General features: G+C 70.9%; 21 protein-coding genes. 11 read left to right on the forward strand and 10 right to left on the reverse strand.

Features of this window, described 5'->3' with window-relative positions:
* Nucleotides 1-21 precede the first annotated feature (21 nt).
* From HW837_RS36530 to HW837_RS36550, 5 genes are all read right to left on the reverse strand, one after another.
* Nucleotides 22-1,011, reverse strand: a complete 990-nt coding sequence (locus HW837_RS36530; protein ID WP_045560424.1) for a carbohydrate kinase family protein — start codon at nt 1,009-1,011, stop codon at nt 22-24.
* Nucleotides 936-1,988, reverse strand: coding sequence for a methylenetetrahydrofolate reductase [NAD(P)H] (metF, locus tag HW837_RS36535; RefSeq protein WP_078853720.1), 1,053 nt, complete (start codon nt 1,986-1,988; stop codon nt 936-938). Before metF ends, HW837_RS36530 begins: the two co-directional genes overlap by 76 nt.
* Entirely contained in the window at nt 1,985-3,214 is a 1,230-nt protein-coding gene (metK, locus tag HW837_RS36540; RefSeq protein ID WP_045560425.1) for a methionine adenosyltransferase, read from the reverse strand. The genes metF and metK overlap by 4 nt, the downstream gene beginning before the upstream one ends.
* 54 nt (nt 3,215-3,268) lie before the next feature.
* Nucleotides 3,269-4,774 (reverse strand): MFS transporter, encoded by a 1,506-nt coding sequence (locus HW837_RS36545; RefSeq protein WP_193381203.1) that lies wholly within the window; start codon nt 4,772-4,774, stop codon nt 3,269-3,271.
* 79 nt (nt 4,775-4,853) lie between these two features.
* Nucleotides 4,854-5,726 (reverse strand): AfsR/SARP family transcriptional regulator, encoded by an 873-nt coding sequence (locus HW837_RS36550; protein WP_052683038.1) that lies wholly within the window; start codon nt 5,724-5,726, stop codon nt 4,854-4,856.
* 218 nt (nt 5,727-5,944) lie between these two features.
* Between HW837_RS36550 and HW837_RS36555 the strand changes: the two genes are divergently transcribed.
* From HW837_RS36555 to HW837_RS36600, 10 genes are all read left to right on the forward strand, one after another.
* Nucleotides 5,945-6,631 (forward strand): HAD-IA family hydrolase, encoded by a 687-nt coding sequence (locus HW837_RS36555; protein WP_159040936.1) that lies wholly within the window; start codon nt 5,945-5,947, stop codon nt 6,629-6,631.
* A gap of 69 nt (nt 6,632-6,700) precedes the next feature.
* Nucleotides 6,701-7,939: a transaldolase family protein gene (locus tag HW837_RS36560; protein ID WP_045560427.1), complete on the forward strand. Its 1,239-nt coding sequence runs from the start codon at nt 6,701-6,703 to the stop codon at nt 7,937-7,939.
* Between the two features lie 27 nt (nt 7,940-7,966).
* Complete coding sequence (locus HW837_RS36565; RefSeq protein ID WP_045560428.1) at nt 7,967-8,719, forward strand: sulfotransferase-like domain-containing protein; 753 nt, start codon at nt 7,967-7,969, stop codon at nt 8,717-8,719.
* The gene (locus HW837_RS36570; protein WP_045560429.1) at nt 8,716-9,447 is read left to right on the forward strand and encodes an SDR family NAD(P)-dependent oxidoreductase; all 732 of its coding nucleotides are present in this window, start codon (nt 8,716-8,718) and stop codon (nt 9,445-9,447) included. The genes HW837_RS36565 and HW837_RS36570 overlap by 4 nt, the downstream gene beginning before the upstream one ends.
* 19 nt (nt 9,448-9,466) lie before the next feature.
* Nucleotides 9,467-10,633 (forward strand): hypothetical protein, encoded by a 1,167-nt coding sequence (locus tag HW837_RS36575; protein ID WP_052683040.1) that lies wholly within the window; start codon nt 9,467-9,469, stop codon nt 10,631-10,633.
* Nucleotides 10,634-10,692: 59 nt separating this feature from the next.
* On the forward strand, nt 10,693-11,454 hold the full coding sequence (locus HW837_RS36580) for a class I SAM-dependent methyltransferase (protein ID WP_093789912.1): 762 nt from the start codon (nt 10,693-10,695) through the stop codon (nt 11,452-11,454).
* Nucleotides 11,455-11,508: 54 nt separating this feature from the next.
* Nucleotides 11,509-12,828, forward strand: coding sequence for an MFS transporter (locus HW837_RS36585; RefSeq protein WP_093789911.1), 1,320 nt, complete (start codon nt 11,509-11,511; stop codon nt 12,826-12,828).
* Nucleotides 12,821-13,414 carry an adenylyl-sulfate kinase gene (gene cysC, locus HW837_RS36590; RefSeq protein ID WP_078853722.1) on the forward strand — a complete coding sequence of 198 codons (594 nt, stop codon included), beginning with the start codon at nt 12,821-12,823 and terminating at the stop codon, nt 13,412-13,414. The genes HW837_RS36585 and cysC overlap by 8 nt, the downstream gene beginning before the upstream one ends.
* Nucleotides 13,411-14,346: a sulfate adenylyltransferase subunit CysD gene (cysD, locus tag HW837_RS36595; RefSeq protein ID WP_193381204.1), complete on the forward strand. Its 936-nt coding sequence runs from the start codon at nt 13,411-13,413 to the stop codon at nt 14,344-14,346. Before cysC ends, cysD begins: the two co-directional genes overlap by 4 nt.
* A gap of 2 nt (nt 14,347-14,348) precedes the next feature.
* The gene (locus HW837_RS36600; RefSeq protein ID WP_193381205.1) at nt 14,349-15,596 is read left to right on the forward strand and encodes a sulfate adenylyltransferase subunit 1; all 1,248 of its coding nucleotides are present in this window, start codon (nt 14,349-14,351) and stop codon (nt 15,594-15,596) included.
* Between the two features lie 50 nt (nt 15,597-15,646).
* Here HW837_RS36600 and HW837_RS36605 read toward each other — a convergent pair whose 3' ends face one another.
* The 4 genes from HW837_RS36605 to HW837_RS36615 all read right to left on the reverse strand — a co-directional run bounded on the left by HW837_RS36605 (nt 15,647) and on the right by HW837_RS36615 (nt 17,222).
* A complete protein-coding gene (locus HW837_RS36605) occupies nt 15,647-15,961 on the reverse strand; it encodes a VOC family protein (RefSeq protein WP_045560434.1) in 315 nt (104 codons plus the stop codon).
* Nucleotides 15,958-16,218 carry a 4-hydroxylaminobenzoate lyase gene (locus HW837_RS50495; RefSeq protein WP_196789828.1) on the reverse strand — a complete coding sequence of 87 codons (261 nt, stop codon included), beginning with the start codon at nt 16,216-16,218 and terminating at the stop codon, nt 15,958-15,960. Before HW837_RS50495 ends, HW837_RS36605 begins: the two co-directional genes overlap by 4 nt.
* Nucleotides 16,215-16,394, reverse strand: a complete 180-nt coding sequence (locus HW837_RS50500; RefSeq protein ID WP_196789827.1) for a 4-hydroxylaminobenzoate lyase — start codon at nt 16,392-16,394, stop codon at nt 16,215-16,217. The genes HW837_RS50495 and HW837_RS50500 overlap by 4 nt, the downstream gene beginning before the upstream one ends.
* A 120-nt stretch (nt 16,395-16,514) precedes the next feature.
* On the reverse strand, nt 16,515-17,222 hold the full coding sequence (locus tag HW837_RS36615) for a TetR/AcrR family transcriptional regulator (RefSeq protein ID WP_193382659.1): 708 nt from the start codon (nt 17,220-17,222) through the stop codon (nt 16,515-16,517).
* Between the two features lie 161 nt (nt 17,223-17,383).
* Here HW837_RS36615 and HW837_RS36620 point away from each other — a divergent pair, with 161 nt between their 5' ends.
* On the forward strand, nt 17,384-18,016 hold the full coding sequence (locus tag HW837_RS36620; protein WP_193381207.1) for a 3'-5' exonuclease: 633 nt from the start codon (nt 17,384-17,386) through the stop codon (nt 18,014-18,016).
* 7 nt (nt 18,017-18,023) lie between these two features.
* On the opposite strand, the gene HW837_RS36625 is transcribed toward HW837_RS36620, so the two are convergent.
* Complete coding sequence (locus HW837_RS36625) at nt 18,024-18,575, reverse strand: hypothetical protein (protein ID WP_199837394.1); 552 nt, start codon at nt 18,573-18,575, stop codon at nt 18,024-18,026.
* Nucleotides 18,576-18,624 lie beyond the last annotated feature (49 nt).

An 18,624-nucleotide genomic window follows, 5' to 3' on the forward strand; every position in this document is an offset into this window, starting at 1 on the left:
TCGTCAGCGCGTCCACCGCGGTCACCGACAGACGGCCCGCGCCAGCCGGGGGGCCAGCAGCGCGCCGACCTCGTCGCCGTAGGTGTCCCTGACCCGCTCCAGCAGCTCCGTCGGCGACGCCGCGTAACTCTGCGGGCCGAGGGCCTCCGCCGCCGTCGTCGCCAGAGCACAGCCGAGGGGCACGGCAGCCCGCAGCGGCAGGCCCCAGCTCCGCGCGGCGAGGAAACCGGCCCGGAACGCGTCGCCCACGCCGGTGGGATCCACCACCCGCCTCGCCGGCACCGCGGGGAAGTGCCCCGGTGCCGCCCCGGCCGTGTCGATCCGGACGCCCTGGGCTCCCCGGGTGGTGATCCACGTCCCCGCCCGGGCCAACACCTCCTCGCGCGTCCAGCCGCTCAGCCTCAGCAGCAGGGCGGCCTCGTACTCGTTGGTGAAGAGCCATGCGGCGCCTTCGACGAGCCGGCGGACCTCGTCGCGGTCCAGGCGGGCGAGCTGCTGCGAGGGGTCCGCGGCGAAGGGGATCCCGAGCTCCCGGCACTGCTCGGTGTGGCGCAGCATCGCCGCCGGATCGTTCGGGGAGACGACGACGAGATCGAGTGCCCCGCCGCGGTCGGCCACCCGCGCGAGATCGATACGGGAGGCCTCGGCCATCGCCCCCGCGTAGAACGAGGCGATCTGGTTCTGGTCCGCGTCGGTCGTGCACATGAAGCGCGCGGTCTGGCGGGTGTCCGAGACATGGACGTGACCGGTGTCGACGCCGTGCTCCTCCAGCAGGATCCCGTACTCGTCGAAGTCGGCCCCCACCGCGCCGACGAGAAGAGGCGTCAGTCCCAGCACGCCGAGACCGAACGCGATGTTGGCGGCGGCTCCGCCCCGGCGCACGTCGAGATCGTCGACGAGGAAGGAGAGCGACACCCGGTCGAGCCGGCCTTCGATCAACTGGTCGGCGAACCTCCCGGGAAAGGTGGCCAGATGGTCGGTGGCGATGGAACCTGTGACGGCGATGCGCATCGTGTCGCTCTCCAGCCTTGCTCGGGGGCGGGTGGTCGGTGGGCGACCCGGACGGGCTCGACGTTCCGGTGGATCTCCAGGGTCGCGGTGGACTTGTTGAGGGTGATGTAGTGCAGCCCCGGCGCACCCTCGTCCAGCAGCCGTGAGGCCATCGCGGTGGCGTACGCGACCCCGATGCGACGGCCCTCGGCGGGGTCGCCGCGGGCGGCCTCCAGACGGTGGGCGAGGTCCTCGGGGAAGGCGGCGTCGCTGAGCGCGGCGAAGCGTCGGATCTGCCGGACGTCGGTGGCGGGCATGATCTCCGGGATGACCGGTACGTGGCAGCCCGCCGCCGTGAGGCGGTCCCGCAGACGCAGGTAGTCGTCGACGTGGAAGAACATCTGCGTGATCGCGTAGTCGGCGCCGGCCCGGCACTTGGCGACGAAGTGCCGGATGTCGCTCTCCCAGTCGGGGGAGCGGGGATGACGCTCGGGGAAGGCGGCCACGCCGACCGAGAAGTCCCCCAACGAGCGCACCAGTTCTACGAGTTGGCAGGCGTGGCGCAGGCCCTGGGGGTGGGGTACCCAGGGACCGCGCGGATCTCCGGGCGGGTCACCGCGCAGGACCAGGACGTCCCGCACGCCGGCGTCCGCGTACTGGCCGACGATGCGCCGCAGTTCGGCGACCGAGTGCCCGACGGCCGTCAGATGCGCGACCGGCCGCAGCGTGGTCTCGGCGGCGATCCGCCCCGTGACCTCGACGGTCCGTCGGCGGGACGAGCCGCCGGCGCCGTAGGTGACGGAGACGAACGCCGGCGACAGCGCCTCGACGCGGCGGATCGCCTCCCACAGGGTGCGGGCGCCCGCTTCTGTCTTCGGAGGGAAGAACTCGAAGGAGAAGCTGGGCCGTTCGCGGTCGGCCGGGGCACCCGGGAGACGCGGGCCCGCTGTCCCGCTCCTCTCCAGGGTGCCCACCGCGGGCCGCGTCGCGCCGGTCATCGCGCGGGGAGGGCGTGGCGCCGGAGTTCGGCGGCCCGGTCGGTGCGTTCCCAGGTGAAGTCCGGGTGCGTACGGCCGAAGTGCCCGTACGTCGCCGTCCTCGAGTAGATCGGGCGCAGCAGGTCGAGGTCACGGACGAGGGCCGCCGGGCGGAGGTCGAAGACCTCGGTGATGGCGTGTTCGATGAGTTCGGTGTCGACGGTGTGGGTGCCGAAGGTCTCCACGAACAGACCGACCGGCCGGGCCTTGCCGATGGCGTAGGCGACCTGGACCTCGCAACGACGCGCCAGACCGGCCGCGACGACGTTCTTCGCCACCCAGCGCATCGCGTACGCCGCCGAACGGTCCACCTTGGAGGGGTCCTTGCCGGAGAAGGCGCCGCCGCCGTGGCGGGCCATGCCCCCGTACGTGTCGATGATGATCTTCCGCCCGGTCAGCCCCGCGTCCCCCATGGGACCGCCGATCTCGAAACGGCCGGTCGGGTTCACCAGCAGCCGGTAGCCCTCGGTGTCCAGCTTGACGCCGTCGTCGGCGAGGCCGGCGAGGACGTGTTCCACGACGTGCTCCCGCAGGTCGGGGGCGAGCAGGGTGTCCAGGTCGATGTCGCGCGCGTGCTGTGAGGAGACGACGACGGTGTCGAGGCGGACCGGCCGGTCCCCGTCGTACTCGACGGTGACCTGGGTCTTGCCGTCCGGACGGAGGAAGGGCATCGTCCCGTCCTTCCTGACGTCGGCCAGCCGCCGCGACAGCCGGTGCGCGAGATGGATCGGCAGCGGCATCGACTCGGGGGTCTCGTCGGTCGCGTAGCCGAACATCAGGCCCTGGTCGCCGGCGCCCTGCGCGTCGAGCAGGCCGTCGTCGTCCGCGCCTCCGGCGCTTCCGACGCGTTTCTCGTACGCGGTGTCCACGCCCCGGGCGATGTCCGGCGACTGCGAACCGATCGACACCGACACCCCGCACGAGGCCCCGTCGAAGCCCTTCGCCGACGAGTCGTAGCCGATCTGGAGGATCTTCTCGCGCACGATCGCGGCGATCGGGGCGTACGCCCGGGTGGTCACCTCACCCGCCACATGGACGTGACCCGTGGTGATCAGTGTCTCCACGGCGACGCGCGACAGGGGGTCCTCGCGCAGCAGCGCGTCCAGGACGGCGTCGCTGATCTGGTCGGCGATCTTGTCGGGGTGGCCTTCGGTGACCGACTCCGACGTGAACAGACGGCGGGACATGGGCTCTCCTTCGGCAGCTGGGTGCGGGAGTCGCGCAGGGGGTCGGGCGGAGCTTCAGACGGGCTGGTTCTCCTCGCTCGGGTCGCGGGGCGGCCTGTCGTACGGCGCACTCGACCGCGACAGCGACAGGCCGCTGGTCTCCGGCGCCCAGGCAACCGACACCAGCGCACCCACCAGGGACAGGGCGCAGCCGCAGAGCACCACGGCGCTCACTCCCCACTTCTCCAGCCCGAGGGGGACGAGGAAGGTGCCGACCGCGCCGCCGATGCGGCTGGTGGCGGCGGCGAAACCGATGCCGGTGGCCCGGATCTCGGTGGGGAAGACCTCGCTGGGGTAGACCGCCTGGAGCGTGCTGGACGCCGCGTGGAAGAGCGCGAAGACGGCGAAGCAGCCGGCGATCGCCCACTGCGGGCCGTGCGGCCACAGGCCCAGCGCCAGCAGGGCCGCGGCGGTCACGAGGAACGGGTGGACGAGCAGCGGCCTGCGGCCGACGCGGTCCATCAGCAGGACGCCGCTCACGCAGCCGAGCAGCAGGAAGAGGTTGAGCGCGACCTCGCCGGTGCCGTCGTCCCCCGCGCCGAGAGAGGCCAGCACCTGTGGGGCGAAGGTGGAGATGGCGAAGAACGGGGTGATCTGGCAGAGCCAGAAGAGGCTGGTGAACGCGGTCATCCGCCGGTACGGGCGGGCGAACAGCGCCGCGAGGCCGGTGAGCGCGGCCGAGGTCCGGTCGGCCCCGGCCGGGGCCGCCTGCGGCTGATCGGCCGGCGTCCGGTGCGCCCCTTTCCCGTCGTGGTCCGTCCCGCTGTGGTCCGTCCCATGACGGCCCGTGCCGTCGTGGCCTCTGCTGTCGTGGCGCGTGCCGTCGTGCGGCGTTCCGAGCCATCGCCGGCTGATCGCGTCGGCCTCGGCGTACCGGCCCCTGCTCGCCAGCCAGTGCGGTGACTCGGGGGTCCCCAGCCGTGCGACCAGCACGACGAGCGAAGGTACGGCGCTGCTGGCGAGGATCCAGCGCCAGACGGTCGGATCGGTGCTCCAGGACGCGAGGGTCATGCCGACGGCCGCCGCGAGCGTGTAGCCGACGTACCAGAACGCGATGAGCGAGGCCAGCAGCCGGCCCCGCCGCTCGGGTGGGGCGAACTCCGCGACGAGCGCCCCGGCGATGGCGTAGTCGGCGCCCACGGCGACACCCATGAGCAGCCGGACGGCGAAAAGCTGGAGGGCGTCGTCGACGGCGAGTTGGAGCACCGAGCCCACGAGGAAGACCAGCAGGTCGAAGAGGTACATCTTCTGGCGTCCGAACCTGTCGGTGAGCCGGCCGAAGACGATCCCCCCGAAGAAGATGCCGACCAGGGTGGCGGCGCCGATGAGCCCGGTCTGCAACGAGGTGAGCGCGAGGTCGGCACGGGCGAGCGGCAGGGCGGTGCCCACGACACCGAGGATCCACCCGTCGCACACCTCGCCGCCCCCGGCACAGACCGCGACGCGGGTCTGGAAGCGGTGGACGCGGCGTTCCTCGGGGGTGGTCCGGGCGGTGGAGGCACGGGGACGGGCGGCCGGCATCGCTGACTCTTCTCTCGTGGGTGCGTCGGCTCTCTCGTGGGCGGACCGGCTCCTTCGCGGACGCGCGGCGGCTGTGGTGTCAGTGGCCGGCGACGAGATCCAGGGAGAGCCGCAGGTTCTGCGGGGGCCGCACGTCCAGCTCCGCGTTCTCGGTGAGCACGGCGGTCTGCAGCTCGCGCAGTTTGTGCGACGGCCCGATGCCCAACTCGTCGGCGAGATGGCGGCTCAGCAGGTGGAAGACCTCCAGGGCGTGCGCGGTGCGCCCGCACCGGTAGAGGGCGATCATGTACTGGGCGTGCAGGTTCTCGTGCAGCGGATACCGGGAGACGAGCAGCCCCAGTTCGGACAGCACCTGGTGGTGCAGACCGAGCCGCAACTCGGCGTCCAGGCACTGTTCGAGGACCGTCATCCTGACGCCTTCGAGGCGGGCGACCTGTGCCTGGAGGTGCGGGCCGGCCTGGACGTCGGCGAGGGTGCGGCCGCGCCACAGCCCGAGCGCCGAGCGCAGGCAGGTCGCGAGGAGCACGTCGTCGTCGAAGGCCTGGGCGCGGCGGGCCCGCGCCAGATGACTGTCCAGCGCGTGCAGGTCCAGGCAGCCCTGCGGCACGCGCAGCAGATAGCCCTGGTAGCACGTGGCGAGGACGCGCTTGGCGGCCTGCGCGGAACCCACCGACGGCCACGCCGCGAGGGCCCGGCGCAGTTGGAAGACCCGGGTGTGCACGCTCTGCACCGCGCTGCGCGGTGAGTCGTCCCCCCACAGTTCCTGGACGCAGGTGTCGAGCGAGACCTGGTCGCCCGCGTGCAGGAGCAGCAGCGCGAGCAGCTGGCGCGTCTTGGGCGCGGACGGCAACCGGTCCCCGGTGTCGTACGGACCCCCGCCCGACGCGACGCGGGCCGGGGTGCGCACCGTCGAATCGGTCACGGAAAGCGGGCCGAGAACTCCGAACTCCATAGGAATTCCTCTCGTGTCGAAGTCTCCGGTGCTCCCGAACGTAACTCGGACACCACAACGGCTCCACTTTCCGGCTCGAATCACCCAGGACTCTGTCAACCGCGCCCGTTTTCACCCTCTTTGGTCGCCCTGATCTCCGTGATATCCGACGAGGAGTGAATCGTGAGGCGGCCGTGGTGCCCTGGGATTCGTCCGCATCTCGACGAAAGGCCCTGGCCGTGGAAAAGAGTCTGGTCGTCTTCGACTGCGACGGCGTGCTGGTGGACAGCGAGAAGCTCAGCGCACAGGCCGTACTGGAGATGGCGGCGGAGGAGGGCGTCGTGCTCACGCCGGCCGCCGCGCTCGCCTTCATCCGGGGCCGCAAGGTCGCCACCTGGGTCTCCGAACTCGAAGCGCGGCTCGGCAGACCGCTGGCGCCCGATTTCGTGCCCGAGTTCCGTCGGCGGTCGGCCGCCCTGTTCACCGCCGCCCTACGGCCGGTTCCCCATGTGCCGCGGATGCTCGACGAGCTGACTCTGCCGTTCTGCACGGCCTCCAGCGCACCCCGCGACAAGATCGAGCACACGCTCGGACTGACCGGCCTGCTGCCACGGTTCAGGGGCCGCGTCTACAGCGCGTACGAGGTCGGCGTGTGGAAGCCGGACCCCGGCCTGTTCCTGCACGCCGCGCGCGATCTGGGTGTCCCGGCCGACCGGTGCGTCGTCGTCGAGGACAGTCTCGTCGGCGTACGGGCCGCGGTCGCCGCCGGCATGACCGTGTTCGGCTACGCGCCGCCCGAGAACGGCACGGCCGCCGCTCTCGCCGCGGCCGGCGCGATCACCTTCGAGTCGATGGCCGCGCTTCCCGCTCTGCTCACGACGAGGCCCGCGGGGCGGCCCGTGAGCGGTTCGATATCGGCTCGCTAGAACGGCCTGCTTCCGTATGTGTGCCGTCTTTCCCCGGATTCGGGGATCAGACCGGAAGGTACTCCTCACATGCCCATCGTTCTCGAAGAACTGCAGCGCGTCAGCCCGGCCGCCGAAATCTGGTGGGACTCCTCACCCCTCGATTTCCCCCGGTGGCGCAGGCATTTCCTCAACGACGCGCCCGACCAGGAATCGCACCACCGCTGGAGCCGGCAACTCGACCGGTTTCTCTGTCCGGAGAAACCCGACGCCTCGCTGGTCCGCGGAATAACGACCAACCCGTCACTGGTGGCGAAGAGCATTCTCGCCTCGCCCGACACATGGCGGGCGGAGATCCGGGAAACCATCCGGAGCCAGAGTGTCCCCGACGTGGAGAGCACCTTCCGTCTCGTGTACGAGGAGGCGCTGCGCCGAGCGGCGGCGCGGATGCTGCCCATGTGGGAGGCGAGCGGGGGCCGGTTCGGCTGGGTGTCCGGCCAGCTCGATCCCCGGCTGATGTTCAACGCCGACCTCATGCTCGAACAGGCCCTGCGGATCGCCCGGATAGCCCCGAACCTGATGGTGAAGGTGCCCGGTTCCGCGGCCGGGTACGAGGTGATCCGGCAGCTCGTGGCCCGTGGCACGTCCGTCAACAACACGCTCTCGTACACCGTTCCGCAGTTCCTCGCCTGCGCCGAGGCCGTCGAGTCCGGGCTCGCCGAGGCCCGCCGCCGGGGCGTCGCGACCGATCGGTGGCGTGCCGTCTTCACACACATGACCGGGCGGTTCGGCGCCAACACCGATCTGCGCTGCGAGGCCGCCATCCGCGGCATGGACCTCACCCCGAGCGAGATCCGCTGGGCCGAGGTCGCCATCCTCAAGCGCGTCCACCGCCGTATCGCCGAACACGGCCACCCGGTGAAGCTGCTGCTGTCCAGCCTGGAGGTCGAGAATCCGGCAGCGGGGTCCGGGGCGCTGAGCATGCATCTGGAGGAGAGCGCGGGCGGAGCGATCGCCTACACCTGCAAGCCCCGCTTCGTGGCCGATGTGATGCGCCGCGACCACGAGCTGCCGTCCTTCGCCGCCGACGCCATCGAGCGCGAGGTCCCGGCCCGGGTGCTGGAGAAGCTGATGTGGCTCCCCTCCTTCCACCGGGCCTACGACCCCCAGGGCATGGGCGTGGACGAGTTCGCGCACTACGGCTCCTTCATCGAGACCTACGCCGAAGTCCTCGGCAACACACGGAAGTTGCTCGACTTCATCGCCCACCAGCTGCAGACGATGTCCGACTCCGCGCGGCCGCTGCTGCTGTCCGGAAGCACCCGCTGACCACGGCCCGAGGAGAGTGAGGCCCCCATGCACCCGTCCGTCGCGCTGTGGAGTCATCCCAGGTCGATGTCGACGGCGCTCGAACGGTCCTTCATCGAGCGTGGCGACTTCAAGGTCTTCCACGAGGAGTTCGCCTACGTCTTCTTCATGCACGAGGAACGCGCCGCGATCCCCCACAAGAACCCCCAGCCGGGCCACCCGCTCACCTACCCCGACATCAAAAGGGCGATGGAGGAGGCACGGCGACACCAGCCCGTGTTCCACAAGGACTTCCCCTACCACTGCCTGGACCATCTGCTGGCCGACCCCGCGTACCTGCGGGGCCAGATCAACACCTTCCTGATCCGGGACCCGGAGGAAGCGGTCCTCTCGCACGCCACCGTCCACCCCGACGTCACCCGGGACGTACTCGGCTACGAGGAACTCGCCCGGCTCTTCGACCACGTCAGCGAACTGACGGGCACCCCTCCGCTCGTCCTCAACGCCTCGGACCTGGCCGCCCGGCCGACGGAGACCATCGCCGCCTACTGCGAGGCGATCGGCGTGCCCTTCCTGCCCGAGGCCCTCAACTGGTCGGCGGGGGAGCGACCGGAGTGGACGACCTGGAGCGGATGGCACACCGACGTCTCGGCGAGCAGCGGAATCCGGGCCCCGCGGCGCGACTACCGGTTCGGCTACGCCGACATGCCGCACCTGCGGGAGTTCGTGCGCCACTGCGAGCCCTTCTACCGACACCTGGACCAGTTCCGGCTCCGGCCGGCGAAGGAGGTGGCGCTGTGAGCGCCGGCACCGTGATCGTCACCGGCGGAGCCGGTGGGGTGGGCCGGGCCCTGGTGGGCCGCCTGCTCGACGAGGGCAGGACGGTCGTCACCTGCGACATCGACGAGTCCGGACTGAAGTCCCTCGCCGACGAACACCACGGCCGACCACTGGACACACACGTCCGTGACATCGCCTCGCACGAGGACTGCGACGCCTTCATGGACGCGGTCGTCGCGGCACACCCGGACGTCGACGGACTCGTCAACAACGCCGGTCTCTACCTCGGACGACCGGTGCAGGAGTACGACGACGAGACGATCGACCGGGTCATCGGCGTCAACATCAAGGGCCCGGTGTGGCTCTCGCGCCGCTTCGCCGCCCACCTCCTGCCTGCCGAGAGGCGTGGCGCGATCGTGAACCTGGCCTCCGTCGCCGGAGAGGTGGGCAGCTCCGACGCGCTGTACGGAACGGTCAAGGCGGGCGTCATCGGGCTCACCAAGTCCAACGCCATGAACTTCGCCCCGTACATCAGGGTCAACGTGGTCTCGCCCGGGCTGATCGTCCGTACGGCCATCGCGGACCGTATCCCCGACCACCGGTACGCCGAGTACAAGCGGCAGGAGCTGCTCGACGGCGACATCCACCCCGAGTACGTCGCCGATGTCTGCGCCTACCTGCTGAGCGACCGGTCGCGGACCCTGACCGGCGCCCTGCTGCGCGCCGACAACGGCTCCTACCCGCGCTGAGGCGAGAAAGGCGAAGACGGTGAGCCGACACTCCCGCACCCGGGGCGCCACCCGCGGCCCCGCGCAGAAACCCCTCATCATGCTCGTCGGCATGGGGGACCTCTCGGCCAAGGTCCTCGGCATGCTGCTCGCCGACCCGGCGACCGACCGGGTCGTGCTGGCGGGGCGAGACACCGAGACCATCCGCAGGAGGGGCAACCTCGCCCTGTTCACCGCGACGAACCTGGGCCGGCACGGCAGCGTCGACACCGTGCACATGGACCTGAGGAACGTCGACGCCACGGCCGAGACGCTCGCCCGGGTGCGCCCGGACATCGTGTTCATGGGCGGCTCCCTCCAGTCGTGGCGGGTCATCACCCAACTGCCCAGGCAGACCTTCGAGGAGCTGGACGAAGCCCAGTTCGGGCCCTGGCTGCCCATGCATCTGACGCTCAACCACCTGCTGATGCGGGCGGTGCGGGAGTCCGCCGTCGAGACGAGGGTGGTGAACGCCGCCTTCCCGGACGCCGTGGGACCCGTGCTCGACAAGATCGGCCTGGCTCCCACCATCGGCGTGGGGAACGTGGCCAACATCGTGCCCGCCCTCACGCACGGGGCCGCCCATCTCCTGGACGCCCACCCGGCCGACGTGGAGGTACGGCTGGTGGCTCAGCACTACTTCAGCCACTACGTCCCCCGGTTCGGCGACGCGGGCAGGGGCGCCTACCACCTGGAGGTGCGCGTCGACGGCGACACCCCCGCCGGGATCGACCACCACGCGCTGTTCGCCCAGCTCGACCACCGGCTCAAGCGGCTGGGCGGCATCGACGGCCAACTCCTCACCGCGTCCTCCGCCGTACGGGTCCTGCACGGCATGGCGACGGACAGCGGCGCCCTCGCGCACGCCCCTGCACCCGGCGGGCTCCCCGGCGGCTACCCGGTGCGCGTGCACCGGGACGGCGGGACGCTCGATCTGCCCGACGGGCTCACCCGGGAGGAGGCCGTCCGGCTCAACGAGGACTGCCAACGGGCGGACGGCATCGACCGCATCGACGACGACGCGACCGTGCACTTCGCCGAGGCGGAGATGTCCGTCATGAAGCGGCTGCTCGGCTACGACTGTCCCAGCATGAAACTCGGCGACTGCGCCGACTGGGCCGACGAACTGGGCCGCAAGTACGCCGCCTTCGCCGACGGGTTCCGCTGAACCCGCCGCCGGGACGGCGATCGATCCCCTCACACCGACGGACGACCGGGGAGACACGCATGACCACAGACACCGCCCCTTCGGCGGACGACTTCGCGGGCCAGTACGTCCGCACCCTCGTCGACCACTGGGACGACCTGATCGACTGGGACCGCCGCGGGGAGTCCGAACAGGGCTTCTTCGCCGACCTCCTCGCGGAGGCCGGGGCCCGTCGCGTCCTGGACGTCGCGACCGGCACCGGGTACCACGCCGTCACATTCGCGCGGGCCGGCTTCGACGTCACCGCGGTCGACGGCAGCGCGGAGATGATCGAGCGCACCCGGGTCAACGCCGCCCGCCACGGACAGTCCTTCCCCGTCGTCCGTTCGGACTGGCGACGACTGCGGGAGAACATCGACGGCCGCTACGACGCGATCGTGTGTCTCGGGAGCTCCTTCCCCCATCTCTTCCGGGAGTCCGAGCGCCGCGCGGTCCTCGCCGAGTTCCACGAGGCGTTGAACCCCGGCGGGGTGCTCGTCGTCGACCACCGCAACTTCGACGCCATCCGCCGCCACCGGTACCGCAGCAGCGGCGACTACTACTACTGCGGAACGGGTGCCTCGGTCTCTGTCGCGCACGTCGACGACCGACTGTGCCGCTTCCGGTACGAGTTCCCCGGCGGCGACACCCACCATCTGGAGGTGTACCCGATCCTGTCCGCCGAGCTGTCGGACCTGCTCGTCGACTCCGGGTTCGCGGCGGTCGAGGAATTCGGCGACTTCGACCGGAACTACGACGCCGACGCCACCGATTTCATCATCCACGTCGCCAGGAAGCCCTGACACGACCGGCCCGCACCCATGGTCGGACAGGACAGGTAGAGAAAGGCAGCGGTTGTGGCAACCGAGACAGCGCCACCCACACCACGCTCACGACTCGTCGCGGCGTTCGTCATCACGGCGCTCCTGACCAGTTTCGTGGCGGCCACCTACGGATTCGGGTTCTATCTCTTCGCGCAGATCGTCACGGACATGCGCAAGGACCTCGGGTTCGGCTACACCGTGGTCGGCACGGTCACGGCGTCCGGCCAGCTCGGATTCCTGCTGTTCGCGCTGCTCGGCACCTGGCTCTCCACCCGCGTGGGCGGCGGCCAGGTCACCATCGGCTCGGCCGCCCTGTGCGGCCTGTGCCTGGTGCTCATCCCGCTCACGGACAGCATCGTCGTCATCGGCGTCCTGCTGACGATCATGGGCGGTACGGCGGCCTCCGTCTATGTGCCGCTGGTCGAGATCGTCGGCAGGACCATCGACTACGAACACCGCGGCAAGGTGCTGGGCCTGATCTCCAGCGGCACCAGCTACGGCGTCTTCGTCAACAGTCTCCTGGTCCCCTCCTTCGTCGGCGGGGGGAACTGGCGCGGCCTCTGGTACTGCGTCGGGCTCGGCACCCTGACCTCCACCGCGATCGCGGCCTACGCCTTCCACCGGCTGGGGCTGTTCCGGGCCGAACGGGCCGCCGAGCGGGCCGGGGACGGACAGGACCCCGGCACCGGGACCACGGACCGCGACGACAGCGCGCGGGCCGGCTGGCGCATGGTGCTCGTCCGGTGGGTCGTCATCGTCTGGGTGATGAAGTTCCTCAACGGGTTCGCCTGCATGCCGTTCCAGAACTATCTCTCGCCCTACCTGCGCGAGGGACTCGGCTTCGACATCGGGTTCGCGGCACAGGTGTGGGGAGTCATCGGCGTCATCGGCATGTTCGCGGGATTCGCCGTCGGCTGGCTCTCCGACCGGATCGGCGTACGCACCTCACTGGTCCTGTGCTACGGCATGTTCTTCGTCTCGGCGGTCCTGCTCGTGGTGGCGCCGATCGGCTACCTCCCCATGGTCTCCGGAATCCTCTTCGCCCTCGCGTTCTATCCCATCTACGGGCTGGTCCCCGCCTATGTGTCGAAGACCGCCTCGGGAGCCGCCGCGACCGTCATCTTCGGTGTCACGAACGTGACGCAGGGGCTCGGCGGGATCGTCGGGAACTACACGGCGGGCTTCCTCAAGTCATGGACCGGGGACTTCACCTGGTACTACGCCGTGATCGCCGTGACCACCCTGGTCCTGGGCGCGCTGACCCTCCAGCTCCCCCGCGAGGGATCACCCGAGAGCGCCATCGGCCGCACGGGTCCGCCGCCCACCAGCGACAAGGATCTCTCCCATGCCTAGCGGTACGACGAAGACCGACGCCCCGACCACCCCGGAGGTCTACTGCACCTGCCGGCCGGGAGCGACGATCTGGCTGACCGGTCTGCCGAGCGCCGGCAAGACGACGATCGCCCGCGAACTGGCACGGCTGCTGCGCGCCGACAGCCGCCGGGTGGAAGTGCTGGACGGTGACGAGATCCGCCGCTTCCTCTCCGCCGGCCTCGGCTTCTCCCGCGCGGACCGCGACACCAACGTGCAGCGCATCGGCCTGGTCGCCGAGGTCCTCGCCCGCAACGGGGTGGTGGCGCTGGTGCCGGTGATCGCGCCGTACGCCGAAAGCCGCGACGCCGTCCGGCGGCGTCACCGGGCCGGCGGAACACCGTACGTCGAGGTGCATGTGGCGACGCCGGTCGAGGTGTGCTCCGTACGCGATGTGAAGGGACTGTACGCCCGGCAGGCCGCAGGGGAGATCTCCGGGCTCACCGGCGTCGACGACCCGTACGAGGAACCGGAGTCGCCCGATCTCCGGATCGCGTCGCAGCACCAGTCCGTGGGGGAGTCCGCGAAGGCGCTGTACGCGCTGCTCACCGAGAGGGGCCTGGCATGACGACCGTCACCCGAGTCTTCGACACGACCGACAGTCCGTACACGCTGTCGCACCTGGACGCGCTGGAGTCCGAGGCCGTCCACATCTTCCGCGAGGTGGCGGGCGAGTTCGAGCGGCCGGTGATCCTCTTCTCCGGCGGCAAGGACTCCATCGTCATGCTGCACCTGGCGCTGAAGGCCTTCGCGCCCGCCGCGGTCCCCTTCTCCCTGCTGCACGTGGACACCGGACACAACTTCCCCGAGGTACTGGAGTACCGCGACCGCACGGTGGCCCGCCACGGACTGCGGCTGCATGTGGCCTCCGTCCAGGACTACATCGACCGGGGTGTGCTGCGCGAGCGTCCCGACGGGACCCGCAACCCCCTCCAGACAGTGCCGTTGACGGAGACGATCCAGCGCGAGCGCTTCGACGCCGTCTTCGGCGGCGGCCGACGCGACGAGGAGAAGGCCCGCGCCAAGGAGCGGGTGTTCTCGCTGCGGGACGAGTTCTCCCAGTGGGACCCGCGCCGCCAGCGCCCCGAGCTGTGGAACCTCTACAACGGCCGCCACACACCGGGTGAGCACGTGCGGGTCTTCCCGCTCTCCAACTGGACCGAGCTGGACGTGTGGCAGTACATCGCCCGCGAGGGCATCGAGCTGCCGGAGATCTACTTCGCGCACGAGCGCGAGGTGTTCCGGCGGGCCGGGATGTGGCTGACCGCCGGCGAGTGGGGCGGCCCCAAGGACGGCGAGAGCGTCGAGAAGCGCCTCGTCCGCTACCGGACCGTCGGTGACATGTCCTGCACGGGCGCCGTCGACTCCGACGCGACCACGCTGGACGCCGTGATCACCGAGATCGCCGCCTCCCGGCTCACCGAACGGGGCGCGACCCGCGCCGACGACAAAGTGTCCGAGGCCGCCATGGAAGACCGCAAACGGGAGGGGTACTTCTAGCCATGACGACCATCGACACCCTGCGCTTCGCGACGGCCGGTTCGGTCGACGACGGCAAGTCCACCCTCGTGGGACGGCTGTTGCACGACTCCAAGTCGATCCTCTCGGACCAACTGGCGGCCGTCACACGGGCCTCCGCCACGGACGCCCCCGATCTCGCGCTGCTGACCGACGGTCTGCGTGCCGAGCGGGAACAGGGCATCACCATCGACGTGGCCTACCGCTACTTCGCCACGCCCCGCCGCCGCTTCATCCTCGCCGACACCCCCGGCCATGTGCAGTACACCCGCAACATGGTCACCGGCGCCTCCACCGCCGACCTCGCCGTCGTCCTCGTCGACGCCCGCAACGGGGTGGTCGAGCAGACCCGCCGCCACGCCGCGATCGCCGCCCTGCTGCGGGTCCCGCACATCGTGCTCGCCGTCAACAAGATGGACCTCGTCGACCACCGGGAGCCCGTCTTCGCCGCGATCGCCGAGGAGTTCACGGCCTACGCCGCGGCCCTCGGTGCCGACGAGGTGACGGCCGTCCCGATCTCCGCGCTGGCCGGCGACAACGTGGTGGACCCGTCCGCGAACATGGACTGGTACGGCGGTCCCACCATCCTCGAACACCTCGCCTCCGTTCCCGTGGAGCAGGACACGGCACGCGGACCCGCCCGTCTTCCCGTGCAGTACGTGATCCGCCCGCGGACCGACGAGCATCCCGACTACCGCGGCTACGCGGGGCAGCTCGTCCGCGGCACGCTGCGCGTCGGCGACCGCGTGACCGTCCTGCCCGCCGGCCACACCTCGACCGTGAGGGCCATCGACGAACTGGGAGGGCCGACCGACGTCGCCTGGGCACCCCAGTCGGTGACCGTTCTGCTGGAGGACGACATCGACATCGCGCGCGGTGACCTCGTCGTGGCGAGCGACCGGGCGCCCGCTCTCACCCAGGACGTCGAGGCCACGGTCTGCCATGTCGCCGACCAGCCGCTCACCGTCGGCCGACGGGTCCTGCTCAAGCACACCACCCGCACGGTCAGGGCGATCGTCGAGGACATCCCGTCGCGGCTGACCCTCGACACCCTCGCGCAGCACCCGGCCCCCGGCGGCCTGGTCGCCAACGACATCGGCCGCGTCAGGATCCGCACCGCCGAACCGGTCGCCCTCGACTCCTACGCCGACTCCCGCCGCACCGGCTCCTTCCTCCTCATCGACCCTTCCGACGGCACGACCTTCGCGGCAGGCATGGCGGACGCGCGCTGACTCGACCGGCTCGCCGGCCGGCCGCGGCGGCCGCAGCGGTCGGACGGCGGTCAGGTGGCGTGGACCTCGACGGTGCGGCCGTCCGGATCGGTGAGCAGATGGCGTCCCGGGGAGAGCGGTGGGACGGCCCTCGTGCCGTCCACCGCCAGGCCCAGACGGAGCGCGTCGGTCCGCCGGTCCGGGCGGGCCGGATAGAGCTCGAGAACCGTGCCGCCGCCCAGGACGGCGGCATGGTGCTCCGGCCCCTCTCCATGGCGCTCCCGCGTGAAGTCCAGACCGAGGTCCTGGTAGAAGCGCCGGCATTCATCGGGGCGGGGCGAGTACACCACCAGCAGGGTCACGCGGGGCGTGTCCGAGTCGCTCATGAGTTCCTCGCGATCTCGCGGTCCCGGCGGGCGATGTCGTACAAGATGCGTCCCGCCGACAGGTAGAACAGGGCGATCAGCGCTCCGCCGCGCACCTCCGGGTAATGGTGGCTGCCCGGCGCCGACGCGGTCCAGCCCGGCCCCTGCCGGCCGCTCGGGCCCACCAGGGTGGCGCCGGGATCCACGGGGACCACCAGGTTCAGCTCGCCGTACGGGTGGGCGTGGTACTGGCCCTGGTAGCGCTCGACGCTGTTCATGTCAGCCGAGCCAGGTCCCGGTAGAGCTCGCTGTCGGGCCCGTACGTCGTGTTGAGCCAGGCTTCGAGCTCCTTCCCGGGGGTGCGGTTCCTGACCTCGTCCAGGAAGGGGATGCTGCGCTCGATCAACGCGCGCTCGTTGTCCTCGGCCACGGCCTGCACGTCCTCTCGGGTCATCGGCACGACCTGTCCCGGGCGACCTTGCCGCAGAAATTGATTACAGTCAATGACTGTAATGTAATCCCACTCGGCAGGGTCGTCGTGGGTCGCTCGCCGCCACGTCCCGGTGGCGGGTGATCAGTGCGTGGGGTCGGCGTCGGCGTCCGGATCCACGGCGATAGCCGGCCAGACCGTGGCGGCCACCTGCTCGGCGAAGCCCGCGGGTACCTCGCGGCCGGTGCGGAGGTAGTCGGCGAAGTAGCTGCCGAAGCACAGGCTCACGGCCATGTCGAGGTCCGCCGTCCGCCGCACGGCGCCGCGTCGCTGGAGGTCGACGAGGGTGAGCAGCAGTTCCTCGCAGCGGGGCCGCACACCGTGCTCCCGCAGCTGCTCCAGCAGGCCGGGGGCCTGTTCGACCTCGGCCATGAAGTTGCCGTGCAGGGCCATGGCCCGCTCGTTGTGGTGGCGCGGGTCGAGGCGCCGGACCGCTTCGACGAACGCCTCGCGCGGCTCCAACCGCTCCAGGTCCAGCGGCGGGTACGCCTCGCGCTGCGTCCTGAGGCCGTAGCGGATGGCGTCGACGACGAGGTCGTACTTGTTCGCCCAGCGCCGGTACAGGGTGGGGCGGGTGACTCCGGCCTCCGCGACGATGTCGCCGATCGTCATCGAGGAGTAGCCGTCGGTGGCCAGCCGTCTGCGCGTCGCCCGGATGATCGCCTCCTCGATCGCCGGATCCCTGGGACGCCCCGCGGCGGCCGGCGGCACCTCCGCGTCCGCGCGGCTTCCGCGCCCGCGCCCGTGCCTGCCCCCGCGCTCGCCCGACCGGGTGGGGTCCGTACTGGTCATCGCGTGTCCTTCCCGAAACGGGCTCCTGAGGCAGGTGTCCCATCCTGCCTTCCTTCGTCTCGCCGATGTCCATCGCGGCCGTGATGGAGAGCCCCTACAGCCGGCGGTGCCGCGGAAAATCCAGGTGCCGGAACCGGAGCCGCGTCCCTAATCTCGTCCCCATGCGCCACGAATCCGCCCTGCTCAACGTCATCGATGTGGAAGCCACCTGCTGGGACGGACAGCCGCCGCCCGGCTCCGTGAGCGAGATCATCGAGATCGGGCTCACCGTCGTCGACCTGTCGACACGGTGCCGTGTCTCGCGGCACCGTGTCCTGGTCCGCCCCGCGCGGTCGACGGTGAGCGACTTCTGCACGGAACTGACCGGCCTGACACAGGCCGAGGTGGACCGGGGCGTCACCTTCGCCGAGGCGTGCCGGATCCTCGTCGAGGAGTACGGGGCAGGGGAGCGCCCCTGGGCGAGCTGGGGCGAGTACGACCGTCTGCAGTTCGCCCGGCAGAGTCGGGCCGACGGGGTGGCCTACCCCTTCGGCTATCCGACGGAGCGCACCCACACCAACGCCAAGGCCGTGTTCACCGCGGCGTACGGGTTGCGCAAGAAGCCCGGCATGAGTCACGCCCTGCGGATCGCCGGGCTGCCGCTCGAAGGACGCCACCACCGCGGTGAGGACGACGCGTGGAACATCGCGGCACTCGTCCTCGATCTGGTGGACCGCGCGGCATGGCCGGGCACGGCCCCGGCCGTCGTGCAGGGGGCGATCGCGCCGCTCGGAGCGAGCGCGCAGGCCGACTGAGGCCGGGTCAGCGGGTGAGTCGCCGGGCGGCCCACTCGCGTTCGGCGACGGCGAGGCCGCGCTCCAGCGTGTCGACGAGCCCTGCCCGGCTCACCGACACCACCGTCGGCTCGTGCCGTGCCTCGGCGCCCCGGGTGACACCGCCTTCCTCACGTAGGCGACAGGCCAGATGCACCTGGTCCCCGTCGGGGAACGCGAAGGCCGTCACGCCGTCGGTGCACTCTCCCCACTCCAGGAACGCGTACCGGGCGAGCGCCGCACCGGCCGCGGACGGGAACGCGGACCCGGCGGGGGCCTCGTCGTACATCCAGCTCTCCGCCACGCGGAAGGACTCGGACGCGGTGGTGAAGCCCTCCGGCGGCGGGGCCGGTGCGCGGAAGCGGGCCGGCTCGTCCTTGAGCTTCTTGACCAGCAGCGGCGGGTAGAACGCGTTGTCCCACGTGTTCACATGCAGCCCGCCGACGAAGACATCGACGCACAACAGTCCCGGGTCCCGTTCGACATGGAACTCCAGCCCGAACCCGGCCCGCGACCCGCACAGCATGGCAACCTGTCCCATCCTCGGACGACACCCGTCACGGTCCCACCCTACGGAGGGGTGATCCGCG

The sequence above is a fragment of the Streptomyces caniscabiei genome (assembly GCF_014930365.1).
In the GTDB taxonomy this organism is placed as follows: domain Bacteria; phylum Actinomycetota; class Actinomycetes; order Streptomycetales; family Streptomycetaceae; genus Streptomyces; species Streptomyces caniscabiei.